The organism is Gammaproteobacteria bacterium (assembly GCA_035546635.1).
In the GTDB taxonomy this organism is placed as follows: domain Bacteria; phylum Pseudomonadota; class Gammaproteobacteria; order JAURND01; family JAURND01; genus DASZWJ01.
Map to the genome: position 1 here is coordinate 44447 of DASZWJ010000022.1, position 20161 is coordinate 64607.

At 40.4% G+C, this 20161-nt stretch carries 16 protein-coding genes; 13 read left to right on the forward strand and 3 right to left on the reverse strand.

Annotated elements, in window-relative coordinates:
* Positions 1–107 precede the first annotated feature (107 nt).
* Positions 108–1832, forward strand: a complete 1725-nt coding sequence (locus tag VHE99_05745) for an IlvD/Edd family dehydratase (protein HVV68520.1) — start codon at positions 108–110, stop codon at positions 1830–1832.
* Between the two features lie 42 nt (positions 1833–1874).
* On the forward strand, positions 1875–2360 hold the full coding sequence (locus tag VHE99_05750) for a hypothetical protein (protein ID HVV68521.1): 486 nt from the start codon (positions 1875–1877) through the stop codon (positions 2358–2360).
* Positions 2361–2470: 110 nt separating this feature from the next.
* Here the strand turns inward: VHE99_05750 and VHE99_05755 are convergent, their stop codons facing one another.
* Positions 2471–6202 carry a hypothetical protein gene (locus tag VHE99_05755; GenBank protein HVV68522.1) on the reverse strand — a complete coding sequence of 1244 codons (3732 nt, stop codon included), beginning with the start codon at positions 6200–6202 and terminating at the stop codon, positions 2471–2473.
* A 199-nt stretch (positions 6203–6401) separates the two neighbouring features.
* Between VHE99_05755 and VHE99_05760 the strand changes: the two genes are divergently transcribed.
* From VHE99_05760 to VHE99_05790, 7 genes are all read left to right on the forward strand, one after another.
* Positions 6402–8042, forward strand: coding sequence for a sodium:solute symporter family protein (locus VHE99_05760; protein ID HVV68523.1), 1641 nt, complete (start codon positions 6402–6404; stop codon positions 8040–8042).
* A gap of 35 nt (positions 8043–8077) precedes the next feature.
* Positions 8078–8296, forward strand: a complete 219-nt coding sequence (locus tag VHE99_05765; GenBank protein ID HVV68524.1) for a hypothetical protein — start codon at positions 8078–8080, stop codon at positions 8294–8296.
* A 14-nt stretch (positions 8297–8310) separates the two neighbouring features.
* A complete protein-coding gene (locus tag VHE99_05770) occupies positions 8311–9759 on the forward strand; it encodes a hypothetical protein (protein HVV68525.1) in 1449 nt (482 codons plus the stop codon).
* 107 nt (positions 9760–9866) lie between these two features.
* Entirely contained in the window at positions 9867–12440 is a 2574-nt protein-coding gene (clpB, locus tag VHE99_05775; GenBank protein ID HVV68526.1) for an ATP-dependent chaperone ClpB, read from the forward strand.
* A gap of 39 nt (positions 12441–12479) precedes the next feature.
* A complete protein-coding gene (locus tag VHE99_05780) occupies positions 12480–12992 on the forward strand; it encodes a shikimate kinase (protein ID HVV68527.1) in 513 nt (170 codons plus the stop codon).
* An 81-nt stretch (positions 12993–13073) separates the two neighbouring features.
* Positions 13074–14051: a threo-3-hydroxy-L-aspartate ammonia-lyase gene (locus tag VHE99_05785; protein HVV68528.1), complete on the forward strand. Its 978-nt coding sequence runs from the start codon at positions 13074–13076 to the stop codon at positions 14049–14051.
* Entirely contained in the window at positions 14048–14434 is a 387-nt protein-coding gene (locus VHE99_05790) for a RidA family protein (protein HVV68529.1), read from the forward strand. The genes VHE99_05785 and VHE99_05790 overlap by 4 nt, the downstream gene beginning before the upstream one ends.
* A gap of 25 nt (positions 14435–14459) precedes the next feature.
* On the opposite strand, the gene VHE99_05795 is transcribed toward VHE99_05790, so the two are convergent.
* Together VHE99_05795 and VHE99_05800 are read right to left on the reverse strand one after the other, a co-directional pair.
* Positions 14460–15686 carry an ATP-binding protein gene (locus VHE99_05795; GenBank protein ID HVV68530.1) on the reverse strand — a complete coding sequence of 409 codons (1227 nt, stop codon included), beginning with the start codon at positions 15684–15686 and terminating at the stop codon, positions 14460–14462.
* A gap of 97 nt (positions 15687–15783) precedes the next feature.
* Positions 15784–16476, reverse strand: coding sequence for a M15 family metallopeptidase (locus VHE99_05800; protein HVV68531.1), 693 nt, complete (start codon positions 16474–16476; stop codon positions 15784–15786).
* 47 nt (positions 16477–16523) lie between these two features.
* On the opposite strand from VHE99_05800, the gene VHE99_05805 reads away from it, so the two are divergent.
* The 4 genes from VHE99_05805 (at position 16524) to VHE99_05820 (ending at position 20036) form a co-directional block, all read left to right on the forward strand.
* Positions 16524–17495 (forward strand): GNAT family N-acetyltransferase, encoded by a 972-nt coding sequence (locus VHE99_05805; GenBank protein HVV68532.1) that lies wholly within the window; start codon positions 16524–16526, stop codon positions 17493–17495.
* A gap of 352 nt (positions 17496–17847) precedes the next feature.
* Positions 17848–18900 (forward strand): alkene reductase, encoded by a 1053-nt coding sequence (locus VHE99_05810; GenBank protein HVV68533.1) that lies wholly within the window; start codon positions 17848–17850, stop codon positions 18898–18900.
* Positions 18901–18911: 11 nt separating this feature from the next.
* The gene (locus tag VHE99_05815) at positions 18912–19862 is read left to right on the forward strand and encodes an NADP-dependent oxidoreductase (protein ID HVV68534.1); all 951 of its coding nucleotides are present in this window, start codon (positions 18912–18914) and stop codon (positions 19860–19862) included.
* A 57-nt stretch (positions 19863–19919) separates the two neighbouring features.
* Positions 19920–20036, forward strand: a complete 117-nt coding sequence (locus VHE99_05820) for a BrnT family toxin (GenBank protein HVV68535.1) — start codon at positions 19920–19922, stop codon at positions 20034–20036.
* The last annotated feature ends 125 nt before the right edge of the window (positions 20037–20161 follow it).

The following is a 20161-nucleotide window of genomic DNA, read 5'->3' on the forward strand; positions in this document are numbered from 1 at the left end:
TGGCAGTCTCCCATCACATAAAGTATTATCTTCCCAAGCAAAATATCTACCCATTAAGTTTGATGCCTTTAAGCACATTTAAAGCAAAAAATTGCGAGCCCCTCCCTATGACCCAAAAAACCAAAAAATTCCGTAGCAGTCATTGGTACGGCAAACTCGACCGTGACGGTTTCATTCATCGCTCCTGGATGAAAAGCCAAGGCTTCCCCGATCATGTCTTTGACGGCCGTCCCGTCATTGGCATCTGCAATAGCGCTTCCGAACTCAACCCTTGCAATGTCCACCTCTGGGAAGTCGCTGAAGCCGTCAAACGCGGTGTCTGGGAAGCCGGCGGTTTCCCCTTAGAATTCCCCACCATGTCCCTAGGCGAAACACAAATGCGCCCCACCGCCATGCTGTTCCGCAATTTAATGAGCATGGACGTTGAAGAATCTATCCGCGCTTATCCCATCGATGGGGTCGTCTTATTAGGCGGATGTGACAAAACCACCCCAGCGCAAATTATGGGGGCTGCCAGTGTCAACCTGCCCAGCCTAGTCATTAGCGGCGGCCCGATGTTAAATGGTAAATATCAAGGTAAAGACTTAGGTTCAGGCACGGATGTTTGGCGTTTGAGCGAAGCGGTTCGTGCTGGTGAGATGAGTGCCCAGGATTTTTTTGCTGCTGAAGGCTGTATGTCGCGCAGTCACGGCCACTGCAATACCATGGGTACGGCGTCGACCATGACTAATTTATCCGAAGCCATGGGTCTACAATTAACCGGCTCAGCGGCAATTCCCGCAGTCGATGCGCGCCGCTATCAATCAGCACATAGAGCAGGGCAGCGTATTGTTGAAATGGTGTATGAAGAATTAAATATTCTCAAAATTATCACACGCAAATCTCTGGAAAACACCATCCGCGTTAATGCGGCCATTGGCGGCTCAACTAACGTCGTCGTGCATCTTTTGGCTATTGCTGGCCGCGCCGGTATACCATTGACACTAGCAGATTTTGACACCCTAACGCGCGATGTACCGCTGTTGGTGAATTTACAACCCTCAGGTCAATATTTAATGGAAGATTTTTTCTATGCCGGTGGTTTACCTGCGGTCATAGAAGAATTGGGAGACTTGTTGCATCGTGACGCTTTGACCATCACCGGCAAAACCCTTGGCGAAAATGTCAAAGGGGCTAAAATTTATAATGATGAAGTGATTTTTTCTCGCACAAAACCATTGAATCAACACGGTTCCACCGTGGTTTTAACCGGTAATCTTTGTCCACAAGGTGCTGTCATTAAACGTTCTGCCGCGTCTGAACATTTATTAACTCATCGCGGTCCAGCTTATGTTTTTGAAACCATTGAAGAACTAAAAGCGAAAATTGACGATCCAGATTTACCCGTGACCAGCGATAGCATTTTAGTATTGAAAAATTGCGGTCCTAAAGGTTATCCCGGTATGCCTGAAGTTGGAAACATGCCCATCCCCAAAAAGTTATTGCAACAAGGTAGCACCGATATGGTGCGAATCAGCGATGCCCGTATGAGTGGTACTGCCTATGGCACGGTAGTGCTGCATATCAGTCCAGAAGCGGCTGTTGGTGGTCCTTTGGCATTGGTGAAAACTGGCGATATGATTAGCCTCGATGTTCAAAAACGTAGTTTGCAGTTAGAAGTTACAGATAAAGAATTGGCTAGTCGCCGCGCTAGCTGGCAACCATTAGATTTAGGTTTTAAACGTGGCTATGTGAAATTATATATCGATCATGTCACACAGGCAGATCAGGGAGCTGATTTGGATTTCCTGGTAGGGAGTAGTGGTGATGTTGTAAAGCGGGAATCACATTAATCGTGATTTCTATATTCCCTCAAAACTATCAGGATAACAATAATGAAAAAAATATTTCTGCTATTATTTTTTGGATGCTTTGTTCTTGGCGCTTATGCCGAAAGTGAAATTGGCATGGTGGTTCATTCTAACGATATGCGAGTTGAGAGTTTGTTAACGTGTAATGGTAGATATGATGTATGGTCGAGTGCTGATGTTAAATCAGGCAGGTATTTTTCCTATGAGTTAATTAATCAGCGATTAAATGGTGCAACCACGACACATTGTTTCGTGAGCATTTTAGGCCCCAGTGAACTGGGTACTCTAATTACAGAAAGCGGTGGGACTGTAGATGTAAATCTGGATCAAGAGCACCGGACAGTCAGTTTTAGCAACCCACAATTTCATTTGGTTAAAGGCATATTTTGGCGCAATAATGATAATGCTTTGAAGCCAACCATCGGCCACTTCGATTTAACTTTTCCTGCTGTTGGGGTGAGTTTAATTTCTTATGTTGACGATACTGCGGTATTGGATGGACAGGGTTGAAGGTTAGCCTTGTATGCTATCCCGAAAAAGTGATTGCAACAGGGCACGTCAGGTGCCCTGTTCGGTTTTTAGCCGAAACAGAATACTGTGCTGAGTGTTATGCAGAAATATTATCCCAATATTAACTCCTGGTTGGTAGGCTGTGGTGTTGTTTGCTCATTGTTAGATGGTTGCTGAATTTTGGGGTTTGAGGAAGAACTAAGAAATAAAATTTTTTTCTGATGTAAATTTTCAAATGAAAAATTAAATAGCTTTTCTAGACCATCAATCAGCCGAGCTTTCTCCGTTTCACTGGCTAAAACTTCTAAATTGAATCGAGATAAATGCCGCATTATTTGTTGCAAAATGGGTGCCCGCGTTGGATTTCTATCAAAATAAGTTTGAAGGATAGCCGTCGTATTTTTTGCAGCTTCCAGGCTCGTCGGAGTAGAGTCTTTACTGGCTTTATCGCGTAACAGGTAGGCTTCATTAAGATGGGTGAGGTAAACAGTTGCAGCTGCGGTGGCAAAAATTCCCATCTGTATCATTTTAATCAAACTAGAAAAATGATGCTTTATGTAATAATCATCATTTTGAGCAAAAAGATCACGAAAATATTGTTTAAAATAGTTAAAAACGGTTTCAGGTTTTATCCGCGTAAATTTATTAGAATCCTTGTCTTGTTCATTAAAAACTATGTTTAATATATCTTTGAAATTAATAGTATATTTTATCAGACGTGGAAAATAATGCATGATATTTTTTGATCGGTTTGGTGGTGCTAGTTCGGCTGGAAAAATTCCATTCAACAAGCAAAACTCCAATGCTTTTCTGACGTTCCTAGATAATGCAAAATGCAATTTACCATCTTTGAGTTGAATGTCCATAGGAAAACGCGTGAGTATAAAAGGGTTATAGTTAGGTACATAGTCTGGTGTTGCACCTTGAATATCTGATAGTTTATCTTTACTGTGCTTCAACCCCACACAGTTGCCTTGCTGAAAAACAATTAAATAACCATACTTTTTGTTAGTAGCTATTCTCACAAATTGTGTTAAATTTTCTTGAGACGTTAAAAAGGCTGAATCAATGTCGCTAGAAATATATAGCTTCTCCATTAAAAATACGCTGGCACAAGAAATAATAAACGAGCCGCGTAATTGCAGGTTAATTTCATGCTTTTTAACATCTGAGTCATTTTTTAGCGTAATTAATCTAATCAATGTTGCTTTTTTCTCGGGGCTAAGTACACTTTGAATGGCATCCTCAGTAAATTCAGCAGGTATAGATTTGCGCATGGGAATGGTTGCAGGCGGGGCTTTAGATTCTGCTGTTAAGGATTGATCTGCTTTTGCATCTTCTTTAGGATTGGTACTTTCTTTAGGCGGTGCTAGGTTTTTTGATTTTTCTAGCGCATCGTCTATCAAAATAGCTTTGCTATTGATATCTGTAGATTTTAAAGATGGAGGTGGCGTACTTTCTTGGTTCGAAGTGGAAGCTTCCTCAGATACATTGGTAGTATTTTCCACAGAATTTTTTTGATTTTTGACGTCATCGCTCGGTAAATTATCTGCAGATAAGCTAGTATCTGCAGTTGGCTTTTTCCTTGATCCTGTGTTTTTTGTTTTGTTTTTTCGTTCGGTTTTATTGTTTTTATTCAACCGTGGTTTTGTGCTCCGCTTTTTTTTAGGATATTTATAAGTTTTTGTGGGTACTTCAAGGCTGGTGGGTTCTTGAGGAACAGAATTATCAATGGTTGGAGTTGTGCCAGTCTCAGGGATAGATGGTTTGGGTGGTGTATTGGTTGGGGTTAATAACTGCTTTTCATGTGCTACTCTATCAGATAAATCCTGCATATCCTTTTGTGTTTTTCTGATATTTTCGGCCAATTTTTTTGCTGGATCAATTTCATCATGCGTTGAGATATATTGCGATATTGACTGCTCCAATTTATTTAATTTTTCTTGATAGGTTCTGAGTGGTGATGTTGTAAAATCCAATGAATTAGCTTTGGGTTTATCTTTAGATTCCTTTAATTTCTTTAATTTATCATCGATTTGTGCAGAAAATAGATTTATTTTTTTTGTTAATTGTGTGTAAGACGTTTGAATTTGACTCAGCGTTGTAAGTTGGGCATTTAGTGACTTAAAAGCATTAAATAAATCAAGGTGTTCTGTGGTTTTTGTTTTATGTTCTTTGTGTAATTGAGTAATGCTCTCCTGGCAGGCGGCAGACGCCGCTGAAAAATTACCTAACGCCATGCAAGTTTCTGCCAGAGAAAAAAGCGTCATTGCTTCTTGATTTTTTCTAGTTAATTTTAACAGGGATTCATAAGCCGATTTTAAAAATTTTTCATTGCTACGCCCGTGTAATTGTTCAAAGCAGCCACGGATTTGATTCACCCTCGCCTGACAACACTCGACGCAAAAAATTATTTTATTGTAGTCTTGTGTTTTTTTAAGCCTAAGTACGAGATTGATAATTTCCATCAAGACCTTAGATAAAATAGATATTTTCTCAAGATCATTTTTTAGTTGTAGCTTTGATGGTCCTTTATCATGGATTTTTTTGTATAAAAACGTTAAGCGATCTGTTAGTTGCTCTATGTGGACTTGAACTTTTGCCACTAGGGGAGAGATGAGATTAAAAAAAATTTCTTCAGGTTTAATGTGTTTTAAAAATCTAATAGTTATTTTAAAGTTATGGACTGCTGCGCCAAAATCTGAATCTAACTGATCGGTTGCTGTTTTAAACAAATCTAATACTCTTTTTGGCTTGTTTTCCTTGTGAAATTCTCTGGCTTCTTTTGTCTGCTCATTAAATTCTTTTGAAATATTTTGTGGAGATAAATAAAGAACAATTTCTAAATATAAACTAAGTTTCTCGAAAGCATAGCTAGGAATTAATTTTAGTATGTTAAGATAATATTCTTGTATATTGTTATCTAAATTTTTCTTAAGTAACAGAAAGCTTGGTCTCCCTGATTCCCGATTGACTAAAGATAACTTTGATTCACACAGTGTTTTAATATTTTTGTTATGCACATGTAATATAGTAATATTGCTTAGAAGCAATTGAATCACACAGTGTTGGTAAAGTTCTTTAGTTTTTTCGAGGAGTTTAAGATCTTTGAAAGATTGTATAGTAAATTCAACGAGTCGATGTAGTACCTCACAATAGTGGGTATGTGTTAAATTAGGTTCTCTGATAAATTCATCATGATATTCTAAGGCTAATTGATGAAATGTAGTAATCCTGGTCTGTGTAATAGCCAGAAAACTTAGAGCATAATTGTGGTACACTTGAGAAGGAATTTCAGGTCTGCTTAAATGGTTTTGAAGAAGAGGGAGAATTTTTTCTGCCATTGCAAAAGCATCTTTAAGCAGTGAATTCTTTTTGGTAACGAAAACATTCAGCTTGTAAATTAAATCCTCCAGTTGTTCGTCATAAAGACAACCCTTAATGTTGAAGCTATCATATTTTTTTGTTTTTTTCTCAAAAGCTTCTGCTTGTTCTAAATTATCTATTTCTTCGCTGGTTTTACGTAATTCTACCCATTTTTTATAGATTGCTTCATTTTCCAAACCATAATCAAAATCAAAATTAGAATCAAAATCTAAATCATAATCTTCATTGGACGTTAATTCAGTTTCCAGTTTTATATCAGTGTCTATATCTTCAAAAACTAGTTGCGTAGATTTCTTTTTCAATTCTTTGGATGTTGTATCCAAATTCGTAGTGGCGAGTAATGTATCCTGGTCAAGTTTTGAAGTGGTGGTGGAAAATTCTGGCAGAGAAGGTTTAGAGAGAGAAGCCAATTGTGCATAGGTTTGCGAGGTTTCGTGGTTTTTTTTATCTGACATAGCTTCATTACACTAAATAGGTTTTTGGAGATTTGCTAAATGAAATTATATCAGAGTGAAGCAATTTGTGAAATATAGGAAATTTGGCTGTATTCCCTGATTATCTCTGCAAATTTATTGCATTTTCAGGTTCATATGAGACAATACGGCAGCTTTTAGACGCAGTTACCAAAAAAATAAAACCGCCACTGGAGAACCCATGCCAACCTCACACCTAAGTTTCATTGATTGGCTCATTATCCTCATTTATTTCCTATTCGTACTTGGCATTGGTTTCTACGTAAAAAAACACACCCAGAGCGCCAATGATTTCTTTATGGCCGGAAGAAAAAATTCCTCCTGGGTCGCTGGCCTGGCTTTCCTGAGTGCCAACTTAGGTGCGCTAGAATTATTAGGCATGGCTGGACAATCCTATCAATACGGCATACTCACAGCGCATTTCTACCTCATTGGTGCCATTCCCGCGATGTTGTTTTTAGGACTATACATGATGCCTTTTTACTACCACAGCGGTATTTACTCCGTGCCTTCCTATCTCAAATTCCGTTATAACGAATCCACTCGCACGTTAAATGCCATCGCATTTGCCATTATGACCCTGTTAGTGAGCGGTATCAATTTATATGCCATGGCCTTGGTATTGCATATTTTTTTGGGCTGGAATATTTCTGCGTGCATGTGGATTTCCGCATTGACGGTGGCGATTTATGTGGCCTTGGGTGGATTAACTTCAGCGATTTTTTCCGAGGTGGTGCAGTTTTTTCTGATTTGGGGCGGATTGTTTTTAGCTGTTATCTTGGGTGTGATTGAGACGGGCGGTTGGCATGCCGTTGCTGAACGCATTCCCTCCGGTTTTGTGCATTTATGGGCAAATACTGGCAGTGCCCATAATAATCCCATGTTTATCGATTGGTTTGGCATGGCGATGGGATTGGGATTTGTCTTGGCTTTTGGTTATTGGACGACGGATTTTCTTGTGGTACAGCGGGCTTTTTCGGCCAAAGATCTGCGTACAGCACAATTAACGCCGATTTTAGCTTCTTTCTTTAAAATGGCAGTGCCACTGATCGTTGTTACTGCCGGTTTAATCGTTTTAGCTTTGGTCAAGTTACATAATATCGATGCACTAGAACGCCCGGATGAAGCATTATTAGTACTCATAGAACGTTATTATCCGCCGGGTTTGTTGGGTTTAGGAATTACGGCGTTGTTGGCGGGTTTTATGTCTGGACAAGCGGGTAATATCAGCGCCTTCAATACCGTATTCACCTATGATATTTACCGTGCGCATTGGGTGCAAAATGGCAGTGATACGCATTATGTTTGGATAGGACGGCTGGCAACGCTAGCAGGCATGTTTATCAGCATTATGACGGCATATTGGGCTATGGATATGCCCACCATCATGGAATACATGCAGGCGTTATTTTCTATCGTCAATGCGCCATTATTTGCCACGATTCTGCTGGGGATGTTTTGGAAACGTGCCAATGGCACCGGTGCTTTTTGGGGATTGCTGATCGGCATGGTGGTTTCAGCCGTGATGTTTTTATTGGTGAAATTTAATCTGATGTCTGCCGCTGATTTCACCATTTCGGCGGTTGCCAGCCCAATGGCTGCAGATTTTTGGCGAGCTATCTGGGCTTGGGTCATTACCTTTGTATTAACAATTATCATCAGTCTTTTGACAGCACCGCAGCCGCTTGACTCAATTAAAGGATTGGTACTAGGTGCACCTAGAGAAGTAGTGACAGAAGCCTTACCCTGGCATAAAAAACCGGCAGTGTGGGCTGGGATATCATTCATAGTGCTGATTGTATTAAACGTTGTCTTTTGGTAATGCGAACCAATGGGGTCTACGAAAGAGGATATAAAATGCCAACTACCAACAAACTGCAGTTAAGTATCTGGTCATTTGTCGGCTTTATTTTAATGATTTACGGAATTATTATCGCCGGTGCCGGTGTTTATTATCTGTTTAAACCCGATACCCAAACAGTGCTATATCAGTTAAACCCTTCATTGTGGTGGGGTATTTTCCTATTAGTGGTTGGATTGATTTTTTATGTGGTCGATTTAAAAAGACGTCGTTGAGTATTATTTAGTATATGTCCCAAGAAAAAAAATCTAGACCTGTCCTTGATTTGCCTTGTGATTCAGAAAGATTTATTAAAGGTCAAGCCAATTGGGAAGATGCTGAAGATCAATTAAGTGCGATACAAAGATTGATTGAGGAAGGCCTTTTTCCTGAAGAAAAAGCAAGAATTGTCGATGAAAAATTCCAAGCGCGATTTGAAAGTACGCTCTTTATGGAATTGCAATTGAAATATTATGAAGCGCTAGAAAGAGCAAAGCCCGAAATAGCAATAGTAGGAGAATTTTTACCACTCTATGAAAACAAAGTGGGTGCTCTGGCATCCCCGATATTACTTCAAAAAATTCTAGAGTTACAAAAGTACTGTGATGATTTGTTGTTGATTAGAAATGAGACGGGACTTTGGCAAGCTTATCATATCTTAGAGGAAGCTGCGGAAAAAATTACTCAATTAGACTTTCATGTGGCTGCAGCATGCTTGACACTCTTTGTAAAAAATTCTTGTGAATTTGAGATAGCCCACCAATTTATTTATGACCTGCTTAAAGTGATAGATAAGGTGTTGCAAGCTAATGCGTTTGTAAACCAAGAAAGTAAAAATAGATCAAGAGATGATTTTAAGAAAATGCAAGTCCTTATTGAGACTTTAAAAATATTTTATAACCAGTTAGATTTTTCTAAAGATCATGACGAAAAATTAGATGCACGTAGGAACAAATTTCAAACGGCGTCTCCTACAGCCAATATTAGATTTTTTAAAGCTGGACAGGATACAAACGGTATTCTGCAACAATTGCAAGAAATTAGTGAAATATTGGCCGAGGTGGGTCAATTAATTAAACTAAACCCAGCTGAAAAAAAAGTTTCGAAATTAAAGTTTACAGACGCTGATTTTAAAGCTTTATGGGGTAAAGGAAGAATTGCAAAGTTAAAGGAAAAATATTTTATACCCTTAGAGCAGGCTAAGGTAACATTGCGACATGCTGATGATTCTCTAGGTGATGTAGCAGAAATTATTCAAAAATCAGACTCTTCAGATCCTGATATTATTCAGCAACGCAGCAGAATTCCTGAGCTCAAAAAACAATATAAGACATTATGTCAGGAATGCGAAGCTGAAAGAAGTAAGCGCAGCTTTATATTCTTAAAAGAAGCTATTAAAGAATTGACTATATTTCCAAGCGACCATGAGTTTATTATGGATTGTATCTTTATTTTCCTAAATGAGAGGAAGGGAAATTTTATTTTAAGTACTGAAGCGGAAGAGGTATTGAAATTGATCGGAGGAGTAGAAATGGCTTATGGGATTTTTAAGAGGCTAAAAAAAGAGCAATATAAAGATAATCCGCAAGAATTTGATATTGTCATTAAAACAATGGATGAACCTTTTAATCAGTTAATGGCATATTCCAGAAAATTATCGCAGAAAAGCCTGCCAAGCAGCAACTATTCGTTGGTATGAGTTTCCCTGGGGGCGCGCTGAGTTTGGCAAACTGCTTGTTCTTCAAAGCTTGAAAAACCAGAGATCATCCCAATTTACCAGTTATATTAGTTGACAGGATGACCCCTATGCCCCGTTTTGATAAATTCACTACCCCATTACAAACCGCCTTAGCTGAAGCCCAATCAAAAGCCATCGGCCAAGATAACCAGTTCATAGAACCCCTACACCTCATGTTGGCATTGCTAGAGCAAGACGGTGGCACCGCCCGGCATTTATTAGCCCAAGCCGGGGTGAACGTCCAGCAATTGCAAACCCGCTTAGAAGCCGCTTTGGCGCGTCTACCCAAGGTGCAAGGCGTCAGTGGTGAGCTACATATTTCCAATGATTTAAATCGCTTGCTCAATGTGGCGGATAAATTGGCTCAGGAACGCAATGATGCCTATATTTCTTCTGAGTTATTTATTCTGGCGGCTATTGAAGATAAAGGCGAGTTAGGCCGCATCCTACGCGAAGTGGGTGGCACGAAAGACGGCGTGCAAAAGTCCGTTGATAAATTACGCGGTGGTGAAAAAGTCGATAATCCAGAAGCCGAGTCACAACGCCAAGCGCTTGAAAAATACACCATAGACCTAACCGCCCGTGCCGAACAGGGCAAGCTAGACCCCGTGATTGGTCGTGATAATGAAATACGCCGCACTATCCAAGTGCTGCAACGTCGCACCAAAAATAATCCAGTCTTAATTGGTGAACCTGGGGTCGGTAAAACAGCCATTGTCGAAGGTCTGGCACAGCGTATCGTCAATGGTGAAGTGCCTGAAGGACTAAAAAACAAACGCGTCTTAGCACTCGATATGGGTGCCCTAATCGCCGGCGCAAAATATCGCGGTGAATTTGAAGAACGTTTAAAGGCCGTACTAAAAGATCTGGCCAAACAAGAAGGACAGATTATCTTATTTATCGATGAATTGCACACCATGGTCGGCGCGGGCAAGGCCGAGGGCGCTATGGATGCGGGTAATATGTTAAAGCCGGCTTTGGCACGAGGAGAGCTGCATTGCGTTGGCGCTACGACCTTAGATGAATACCGTAAATATATCGAAAAAGATGCGGCGCTAGAGCGACGTTTCCAAAAAGTATTAGTAGATGAACCTAGCGTCGAAGATACCATCGCCATTTTGCGTGGCCTTAAAGAACGCTATGAATTGCATCATGGTGTGGAAATTACCGATCCGGCTATTGTCGCTGCTGTGACGCTTTCGCATCGTTATATCACTGATCGCCAATTGCCGGATAAAGCCATCGATTTAATGGATGAAGCCGCCAGTAAAATCCGCTTAGAAATAGATTCCAAACCGGAAGTGATGGACAAATTAGAACGTCGTTTGATTCAGCTCAAAATCGAACGCGAAGCCTTAAAAAAAGAAACGGATGAAGCCAGTAAAAAACGTCTGCAGCAATTAGAAGATGAAATCAAAAAGCTGGAAAAAGAATATTCCGATTTAGAAGAAGTGTGGAAATCTGAAAAAGCTGCTCTGCAAGGTGCCCAGCAGATCAAAGAAGCTTTGGAGCGTGCACGTATCGAATTAGAGGCTGCAAGACGCGCCTCCGATCTAACGCGCATGTCGGAATTGCAATATGGCCGCATTCCTGAATTAGAAAAACAGCTGGCTTCTGCCTTGCAAGCTGAGAAAAAAGAAACGCATTTGCTGCGCAACAAAGTCACGGCTGAAGAAATTGCTGAAGTCGTTTCTAAATGGACGCATATTCCTGTCAGCAAATTGCTGGAAGGTGAGCGTGAAAAATTACTAAAAATGGAAGAGTTATTGCATCAGCGCGTCATAGGTCAAGATGAAGCGATCAAAGTCGTATCCGACGCCATACGCCGTTCTCGCGCCGGCTTGTCTGATCCCAATCGACCCATTGGTTCATTTTTATTTCTGGGACCCACGGGTGTCGGCAAAACCGAGTTGTGCAAAGCCTTGGCCGAATTTTTATTTGATACCGAAGAAGCCATGGTGCGGATTGATATGTCGGAATTTATGGAGAAGCATTCCGTCGCGCGCTTGATTGGTGCACCGCCAGGTTATGTCGGTTATGAAGAAGGTGGCTATTTGACTGAGGCGGTGCGACGTCGGCCTTATAGCTTGATTCTATTGGATGAGGTGGAAAAAGCCCATGCTGATGTGTTTAACGTGCTATTGCAGGTATTGGACGATGGCCGTCTGACTGATGGCCAAGGTCGCACCGTAGATTTTCGCAATACCGTCATTGTGATGACATCTAACCTCGGTTCGCATTTGATCCAAGAAATGGCTGGCGGTGCCTATGAGGCCATGAAAAAAGCCGTGTTAGAGGTGGTATCACAACACTTCCGTCCTGAATTTATCAACCGTGTGGATGAGTTGGTTGTATTCCATCTGCTGGATAAGAGCCAGATCCACAGAATTACTTCTCTGCAGATCAAGCGAGTTGAAGAGCGCTTGAAGGAAAGAGATTTGCACCTCGAAGTGACCGACAGCGCCTTAGATTTTCTAGCTGCAGCCGGTTACGACCCAGTCTATGGTGCAAGACCGTTAAAACGGGCGGTGCAACAGTACTTGGAGAATCCACTGGCGCAGGATATTTTATCTGGCAAATTTATGCCGGGAAATAAAATAGTGGTGACCAAGGGCGAAGAGGGGTTGGTATTTAAGAGTTAATTCTACTTTCATGAGTTTGATCTTTTCGAGGATATTGCTATGCAAAAACCCAAACGTATTATTTTAGTTGGCCACATGGGCGCTGGTCGAGCTTTACTGGGTAAAGCTGTAGCCGATCAATTAGATTGGCAATTTATCGATATATACCTAGGATTAGAACGTTATATGGGTCGTTCGCTTAATGATGTGGTGGGTAAGCAGAGTGAAGAAGTGATTCTCCAATATCAAGCTGATTTATTATCTCATTATACCAAGCAAGAAAACCTGGTGATTACAACCGATGATACAGTGATTTTAAGCCCAAAAATTAGAGAGTTGTTGTCACAGGAATATGTAATTTATATAAAAGTGGACACCCAGACTCAGCTGGATCGCATGGCGCAAAGTTCATTCCCACCTTTCCCATTGTTATCAGAAGAAAACAGAAAAGCCTTTTTAAACAAGTTGCATCTTGAGCGGGATGCTCTCTATGCACAAGTTGCCAAATTAACCATTGAAACCCATTCTTTGGAGGCAGATTTGCAGAAGATTTTTCAGGCATTGGGAAAATAAAATAGGATACAGAAACATAAATTTGTAATTAATTGTGTAACTACCTACGAGAAAGTTACACATTAATTCGGAGTCTTTTTAATGAGCTCAACCCATTTGCCTATCAATTATGATGATATTGCCAGAGCCGCGCAAACATTAAACCATATTGCGCATCGCACCCCCGTATTCACTTCACATCAGGCCGATGAAAAAGTCAACGCCAAGCTATTTTTCAAATGTGAAAACTTCCAACGCGTGGGTGCCTTTAAATTTCGTGGTGCATACAATGCCATTAGCCGCCTGAATCCAGCACAAAAACAACGCGGTGTCGTGGCCTTTTCATCAGGAAACCATGCACAAGCGATTGCATTGGCAGCGCGTCTTCTCAATGTCCCTGCCACCATCGTGATGCCCAAAGATGCACCGACCATCAAATTAAATGCTACCAGAGGTTATGGCGCAGACATCATCACCTATGATAGACAACGAGAAAATCGTGAAGCCATTGCAGCAGAATTGGTCAATAGCCGTGGGCTAGAATTAATTCCACCTTACGATCATCAAGATGTGATCGCAGGTCAAGGAACTGCCGCAAAAGAATTATTTGAAGAAGTAGGTGGACTTGATTATTTATTTGTTCCAATAGGTGGAGGTGGGCTAATTTCAGGTTCGACGATTTCTGCAGCGCAGTTATCGCCAAATTGTCAGGTGATAGGCGTAGAACCTGAAACAGGCAATGATGCACAACAATCCTTCTTAAGCAAAAAAATCATCAGCATCCCAGTGCCGAATACCATTGCCGATGGCGCACAAACGCAATTTATTGGCAAATTGGTGTTGCCTATTTTGCTTGCGCATGTCAAAAACATTGTTACAGTTAGCGATACAGCGCTTTGTGAACAAATGCGTTTTTTTGCTGAACGCATGAAAATACTGGTTGAACCAACCGGTTGTCTTGGTGCGGCTGCAGTTTTTAACCAAACAGTAGATATTAAAGGCGCTAGAGTAGGGGTTATTTTAAGCGGAGGTAATGTTGATTTAAATTCTTTTTGTTCTTTTTTAAGGAGTCTCGCATGAAATTAATTGAAACCGTGAATGCCCCGCTGCCTGCCGGCCATTATTCACAAGCGGTCGTTTCTCAAGGTTTGGTATTTGTTTCGGGTATTTTGCCTCTTACGCCGAATAAAGATCAGTTTATTCCCGAAGGAATTATTGCTCAAACCGAACAAGTTTTTAAAAATCTCGCCGCTATTTTACAAGCATCTGATTCTGATATGAATCACTTAGTCAGTGTGCAAATATTTGTTGCGGATTTAGCGCTTTGGGGCGAGATTAATCGCGTCTATCAAACTATTCTCGGCGCGCACAAGCCAGCACGCACAGTAATTCCTTGCGGCTGTGCACTGCATTATGATGCCTTGCTAGAGATAAATGCGATAGCAGAAGTTATAAAGCAGTGAGCCTAGGCAAATTAGGTTGCTCCAATTATAACCAGTTAATAGGTAATTGATAGATTCTAGGAGTCAGCCACAAAGCTTCTTCGGCCTGGTTAATTAAAAGACCAAATGGCAGATTTTGCTCTTCAATAAATCGAGTTAATGTCATCAGTTCGCGTCTTGCGACTTGACTACCTTGTTTGATTTCAATCGGTAGTACACCGAAATTTCCATCAATAATTAAATCAATTTCAGCCTGGTTGCGGGTTCTGTAAAAATGAAACTCCCAGTTAGTAATGGCTAATGCTTGTAAACCTTTATATAATTCTTCTATCACAAACCCTTCAAATGAAGAGCCGACTTTAGGATGATGATATAAATCATCTTGATCGTGAATTTTTAACAGAAAATGCTGAAGACCATTATCGGTAAAATAACCTTTTGGCATTTTAACTATGGATTTGCTCAGATCTTTTTCATAACTGGTGATGGGCTGCCATAAAAAAGTACCAGCGACGATATTTAAATATTCGCTAATGGTTTTTTCACTGACTTCTATGCTGCGGCCAATTTGGCTTTTATTAATCATAGTTCCTGACAGTTGGCAGAGCATCTGCAGAAAACGTTGATAAGCACTTTTATTAAGATGCGGAAATAATTTAGCAATATCTCGGTTAATGTAAGTATCTCGATAATTAGCCATCCATTCAGTGTAATAATGATTGTTATAATTTAATATAGGTTCAGGATAGCCGCCGCGCAACCAGATTTTTTGCATTTCAGCTAAAGTCAGAAGCGGTTTGCCTTTAGGTAGATTGTCAGGGTTTAATTTTTGGCTAAATAATTTATAGAAATCGCTTAAAGGTTGTTGGTAAAGCTCATTAGCTTTAAGTGTGCCTAATTTCAGGATAGCTATTCTGCCGGCAAGTGATTCTGAGATGCCTGTCAATAACTCAAGGCTGCTTGAGCCGGTTAAAATAAAACGACCTTTGGTTTGTCGATTTTGATCAATGACCCCACGTAAAACGGCAAATAAACCAGGAAATTCCTGAGCTTCATCAATGATAATATTTTCAGGAAATTGCTTAAAGAAGAAAACCGGGTCTCTGGTGAGTAACTCAAAGTCATTAGGATTTTCTAGATCTAAATAACGCCAATTGGGTCTAATTTGTCTGGCTAAGGTGGTTTTGCCGACTTGACGCGCTCCTAGAAGCACTATGACGGGGAATTGCTCTAATAGCTGATTAGCCTTGTTAAAGAGGTTTCTATAGATCATAAAGCTATTATCCTGCTAAAAATTAATAAATATTACCAGGACAACGCTCAAAATACCAGTAAATTCCAGACTTCACCTCCGGAATTTACTGGTGTTTTCACCAAGAAACGGCTCCATATAAAGCATAAGGCCTCTTAAGCTGATGTGCCCAATAACGATCACCATAAGACCAATGCCAGTATTCCCAAGGGTAATTGACAAAACCAACGGCATTCAGTGCCTGGCTCATGATGGCGCGGTAATGCTTTGCCTGATCAGAAATGATTAAAGAATCAGTTTTCGATAGGGAGCCATCATAGTCCTGCATCCAGTCAGCAGCGCGAATACCCATATCGACGATTTCGCCAGCCATATCAACTAAATAAATATCAAAAGCGCCGCCGGTGGCGTGGGGCGGTATATTTGTAGAGCCATCTAAATTAATCGTTGGTGAAACCATGCGGGTGGTTGCTTGAAAAAGCTGTGGGTGTTCAAGGTCGGGATGGCGTTGCTTGAGCATTTGATAACGTTGATTAAATAACTGTTCTTGTAATTGCAAACTTCGATAGCCTTCATAGAGGCAAAATTTTAGGTCATTAGGTAAAGATTGTTGGGCAATTAGTAATTTTTCGTAAACTGCGATGCGCAATTTGGTATAATCCTGATTATTTGGTATTTCAGGGGATTCCCCGAACAGTAGGTTTTTTTGTTGTGTTAAATCCATCATGCCATCACCGCATTCTTGTATCGGTATGGCTAAGACTTTAGGATCAATGATGGCAGTGATGGGAATAGAGTCATTGGAGATCATTGGCATTGCCTCAGAGGTTCAAACACAGATCTAATGTCGAAACAATTATGAAGCAGAATATTCAAATAACATCCGCTAGCTTGCCAGATTATCCAGTTATACAAAACATGGCAAGGTTTTATGTTTATGATCTTTCGCGGCAATGTGGTTTTATCTCAGCCGATTGGACTATCCCTGCCGATGGTCTATATGCATGTTTTGATTTATTAAGTTATTTTAAAGAGACGACGCGCCGTGCCTATTTAATACGCGTCAATGATGAGTTAGCCGGATTTGTTTTATTAAATCAAAAGGGCTCATGCGTAATTAATGCCGATTGGAATATGAACGAATTTTTTATTTTGGCTAAATTTCAGGGCAAAGGTGTGGGAAGCTTTGTTGCGCATGCGATTTTTGATCAACATCCAGGATTGTGGGAGATCACAGTCATTCCCGAAAATCGCAGCGCATTTGTTTTTTGGCAAAAAACTATTGCTGCATATATGCATGATAAATATCGTTGTGAAAAAAAACACGTTAGACCTAATCAGGCGCAGCCGTATCGTATGGTTTTTACTTTCGATACCAAATTAAAAACACAAGAATCACAACTAGCAACGACTTTAACCTATGTAATTGATTATGATCCCAAAGCTGAAGACGATGCAGTTATTCGTCAAGGAATTATCCATTTCAATAAGCAAGTTATTCAAGAAACTGCAAAACACTGGAGCATCTATGTTAAAGATCAGCAGCAGAGAATTATTGGTGGGGCATTAATTTGGGAGCATAGTGATGCACTTTACATTGATGTGCTTTGGGTAGCTATGGCCTATCGCAAACAAGGAATTGGTCTAAAGCTCCTGCAGAAGATTGAAAATGCCCCTAGAAATAAAAGTATATCAAAACTCTATGTCGACACTTATACTTTTCAATCGCAAGGATTTTATGAAAAACACGGTTTCTATCCTATTGCTACGATTAAGGATTATTTATTGGGATTTGATCGGATTTATATGCGTAAAGAATTGCGGGTTTGATGCATTGATGAACGAATTCTAGTCGTTACCTTTCGTTTACTCATAGTAATCGCCGAATCTAATCTTAACTTAATCCTTTTAATATGATTGCCCTGTACGCTTACTAAAATGACAGACTAAAAAAGAGAGAATTTCCCATTGATATTTCGGAAAAATACGATATAATAACTAGGCGTCAAGTGCTTGAAGTGCTTCTAAGCTTCTTAAATTTCTCTGCAGTCTTAGGCCGACACCTCTTATTTCTAAGCGGCAATGGAACTAGATTTTATTCAATAACTCTGAGAGTACCCTATAGAACTATAGTTTTTCTGTAAATTAATCGTAATTTTGCAATATCTAAATTAGGAAAATCATGAATCATTCAACATTATTTCAAGAATACCGACTCAATCATTTATTCACACTAAAAAATAAAATTATCATGGCGCCAATGACTCGTGCCAAAGCTTCTGCGGAGTTGGTGAGCACGCCAGAAATGGCTGATTATTACGCTAGGCGAGCCGATGCTGGGCTCATTATCACTGAAGGCACGGTCATAAGCCCTGGTGCGTTAGGATGCTTTAATGTACCCGGTATTTTCAATAAAACTCAAATTCAGCATTGGCAGAAAGTGACAGATAAAGTACATCAAAAAAATGGATTAATTTTTTTGCAAATCTGGCATGTTGGTCGCGTCTCACATCCTGCTTTTTTGCGGGGCGAATTACCTATTGGACCTTCGGCAAGCACAATGGTAGGTAAAGTCTATCGCACAGAAAATCTAACCTATGGACAGTCTCGCGCGGTGACACAAGAAGAAATCAAACATTTAATTGATGCTTATGCCGATGCTGCACGCAATGCCATCTCCGCAGGTTTTGACGGTGTTGAAATTCATGGTGCCAATGGGTATCTCATTGATCAATTTCTGCATTATCACACAAATCAACGCGAAGACGATTATGGTGGCACGCCTGAAAACATGACGCGTTTCGCATTGGAAGTGGTAAAAGCCTGCGGTGAAACGCTAGGGTATGAACGTGTGGGACTTAGACTCTCACCCGGCGCTTATCTAAATCAAATCATCGGCGATATAAAAGACGCGCAGGTCTTTCAATATTTATTAATGCAGCTGAATAAATACCCAATCGCTTATCTACACACAGGGAACTTCGATGATAGCAAAACATTTGCTGAATTAAATCAAATGACCATGAGCCAGTTTCTACGTTCACATTATCAGGGCACGTTGATTGGTTGTGGTGGTTATACACCCAGCACTGCTATCGATGCTATATCCAATTCGGCATTCGATTGCGTGGCTTTTGGCAGAGCATTTATTGCTAATCCTGATCTGGTGCAACGTATTTATCATCAGAATGAACTGCGTCCTTATGATGCCAGTTTATTGGATAATCTTTATTAAGAGGGTGTTATATGTCAAATCCTAATCACATGCAGGCAGTAATTTTTAAAAGATATGGCGGTAGCGAGGTGCTTGAATACGCAGAAGTACCAGTACCAAATTTTGGGGATGATGAATTATTAGTTCGCGTACACAGCGCCGGTGTCAGTCCATTTGATATCCATGTGCGTGAAGGTTGGTACAAAAAAGATTATTATACTTTACCGATTATTTTAGGTTGGGAATTATCTGGCGTAGTAGTGGCAATTGGCAAGCATGTCACGCAATTTAAAATAGGCGATGCAATATTTTCCTATCCTAACGCACTTCGTGTCGGCAGTTCTTATGCAGAGTATAATGTAATTAAAGCAGAAGAGGCGGTACTTAAGCCTGCTGCAATCAGTCACCATGAAGCTTCCGCTGCCTCAATGAACGCGATCACAGCTTGGCAAACTTTATTTGATGTGGCTAAAATATCGGAAGGACAGCGCGTATTAATTCAAGCGGCAGCGGGTGGTGTCGGTCATCTAGCTGTGCAATTAGCTAAATGGAAAGGTGCTTATGTGATCGGCACGGCCTCTGCCAAAAATGCAGAATTTCTCAACCAAATTGGCGTTGATGAATATGTAGATTATACAAAAACACCTCTTGAAAAAGCCGTAAAGCCAGTCGATGTGGTGATTGATACAATCGGTGGAGAAGTTTTGCAGAAATCTTTTCAACTCGTTAAAAAAGGTGGCATCGTTGTCACGATGATCGATTTTGAAGGTATTAAGGCAGCAAACACGCACGGTATAGAAGGAAAGACAGTTTTTGCCCTGCCGAATTCTCAACAACTCACAGAGATTGCTAAGTTGTTGGCGCAAGGCACTCTTAAACCCTTTATTCAATCGGTATTTCCTTTAACTGAGGCGGCTAAAGCGCATCAGGCTGTTGAGTCGGGTCATGTCCGAGGAAAAATAGTGTTGGAAATTCCTAGCTAAATACTTTTTGAAGATGTTAAGCATTCTGTCTTAGAGAAGCGTATGTAGCTACTTGGGGTGACAGATGCGGGTCGTCAATTATTTATTGCATTTACTATCAGGAAAAAATTGATCAGAATCATTTCTGCACGTGATATGAGCAAACAGGAACGAGGTATTTATGAACAAACTTAAGAAATTACCGAAATTTAAAAATGCTTTGGAAGAAGCTAATTTTTGGCAGAAGCAAAATTCGGAGTGTTAAAAGGTCAAGTTCCTATTTTTGATGCGTCTTTGCAAGTGACTATAAAAATAATTTA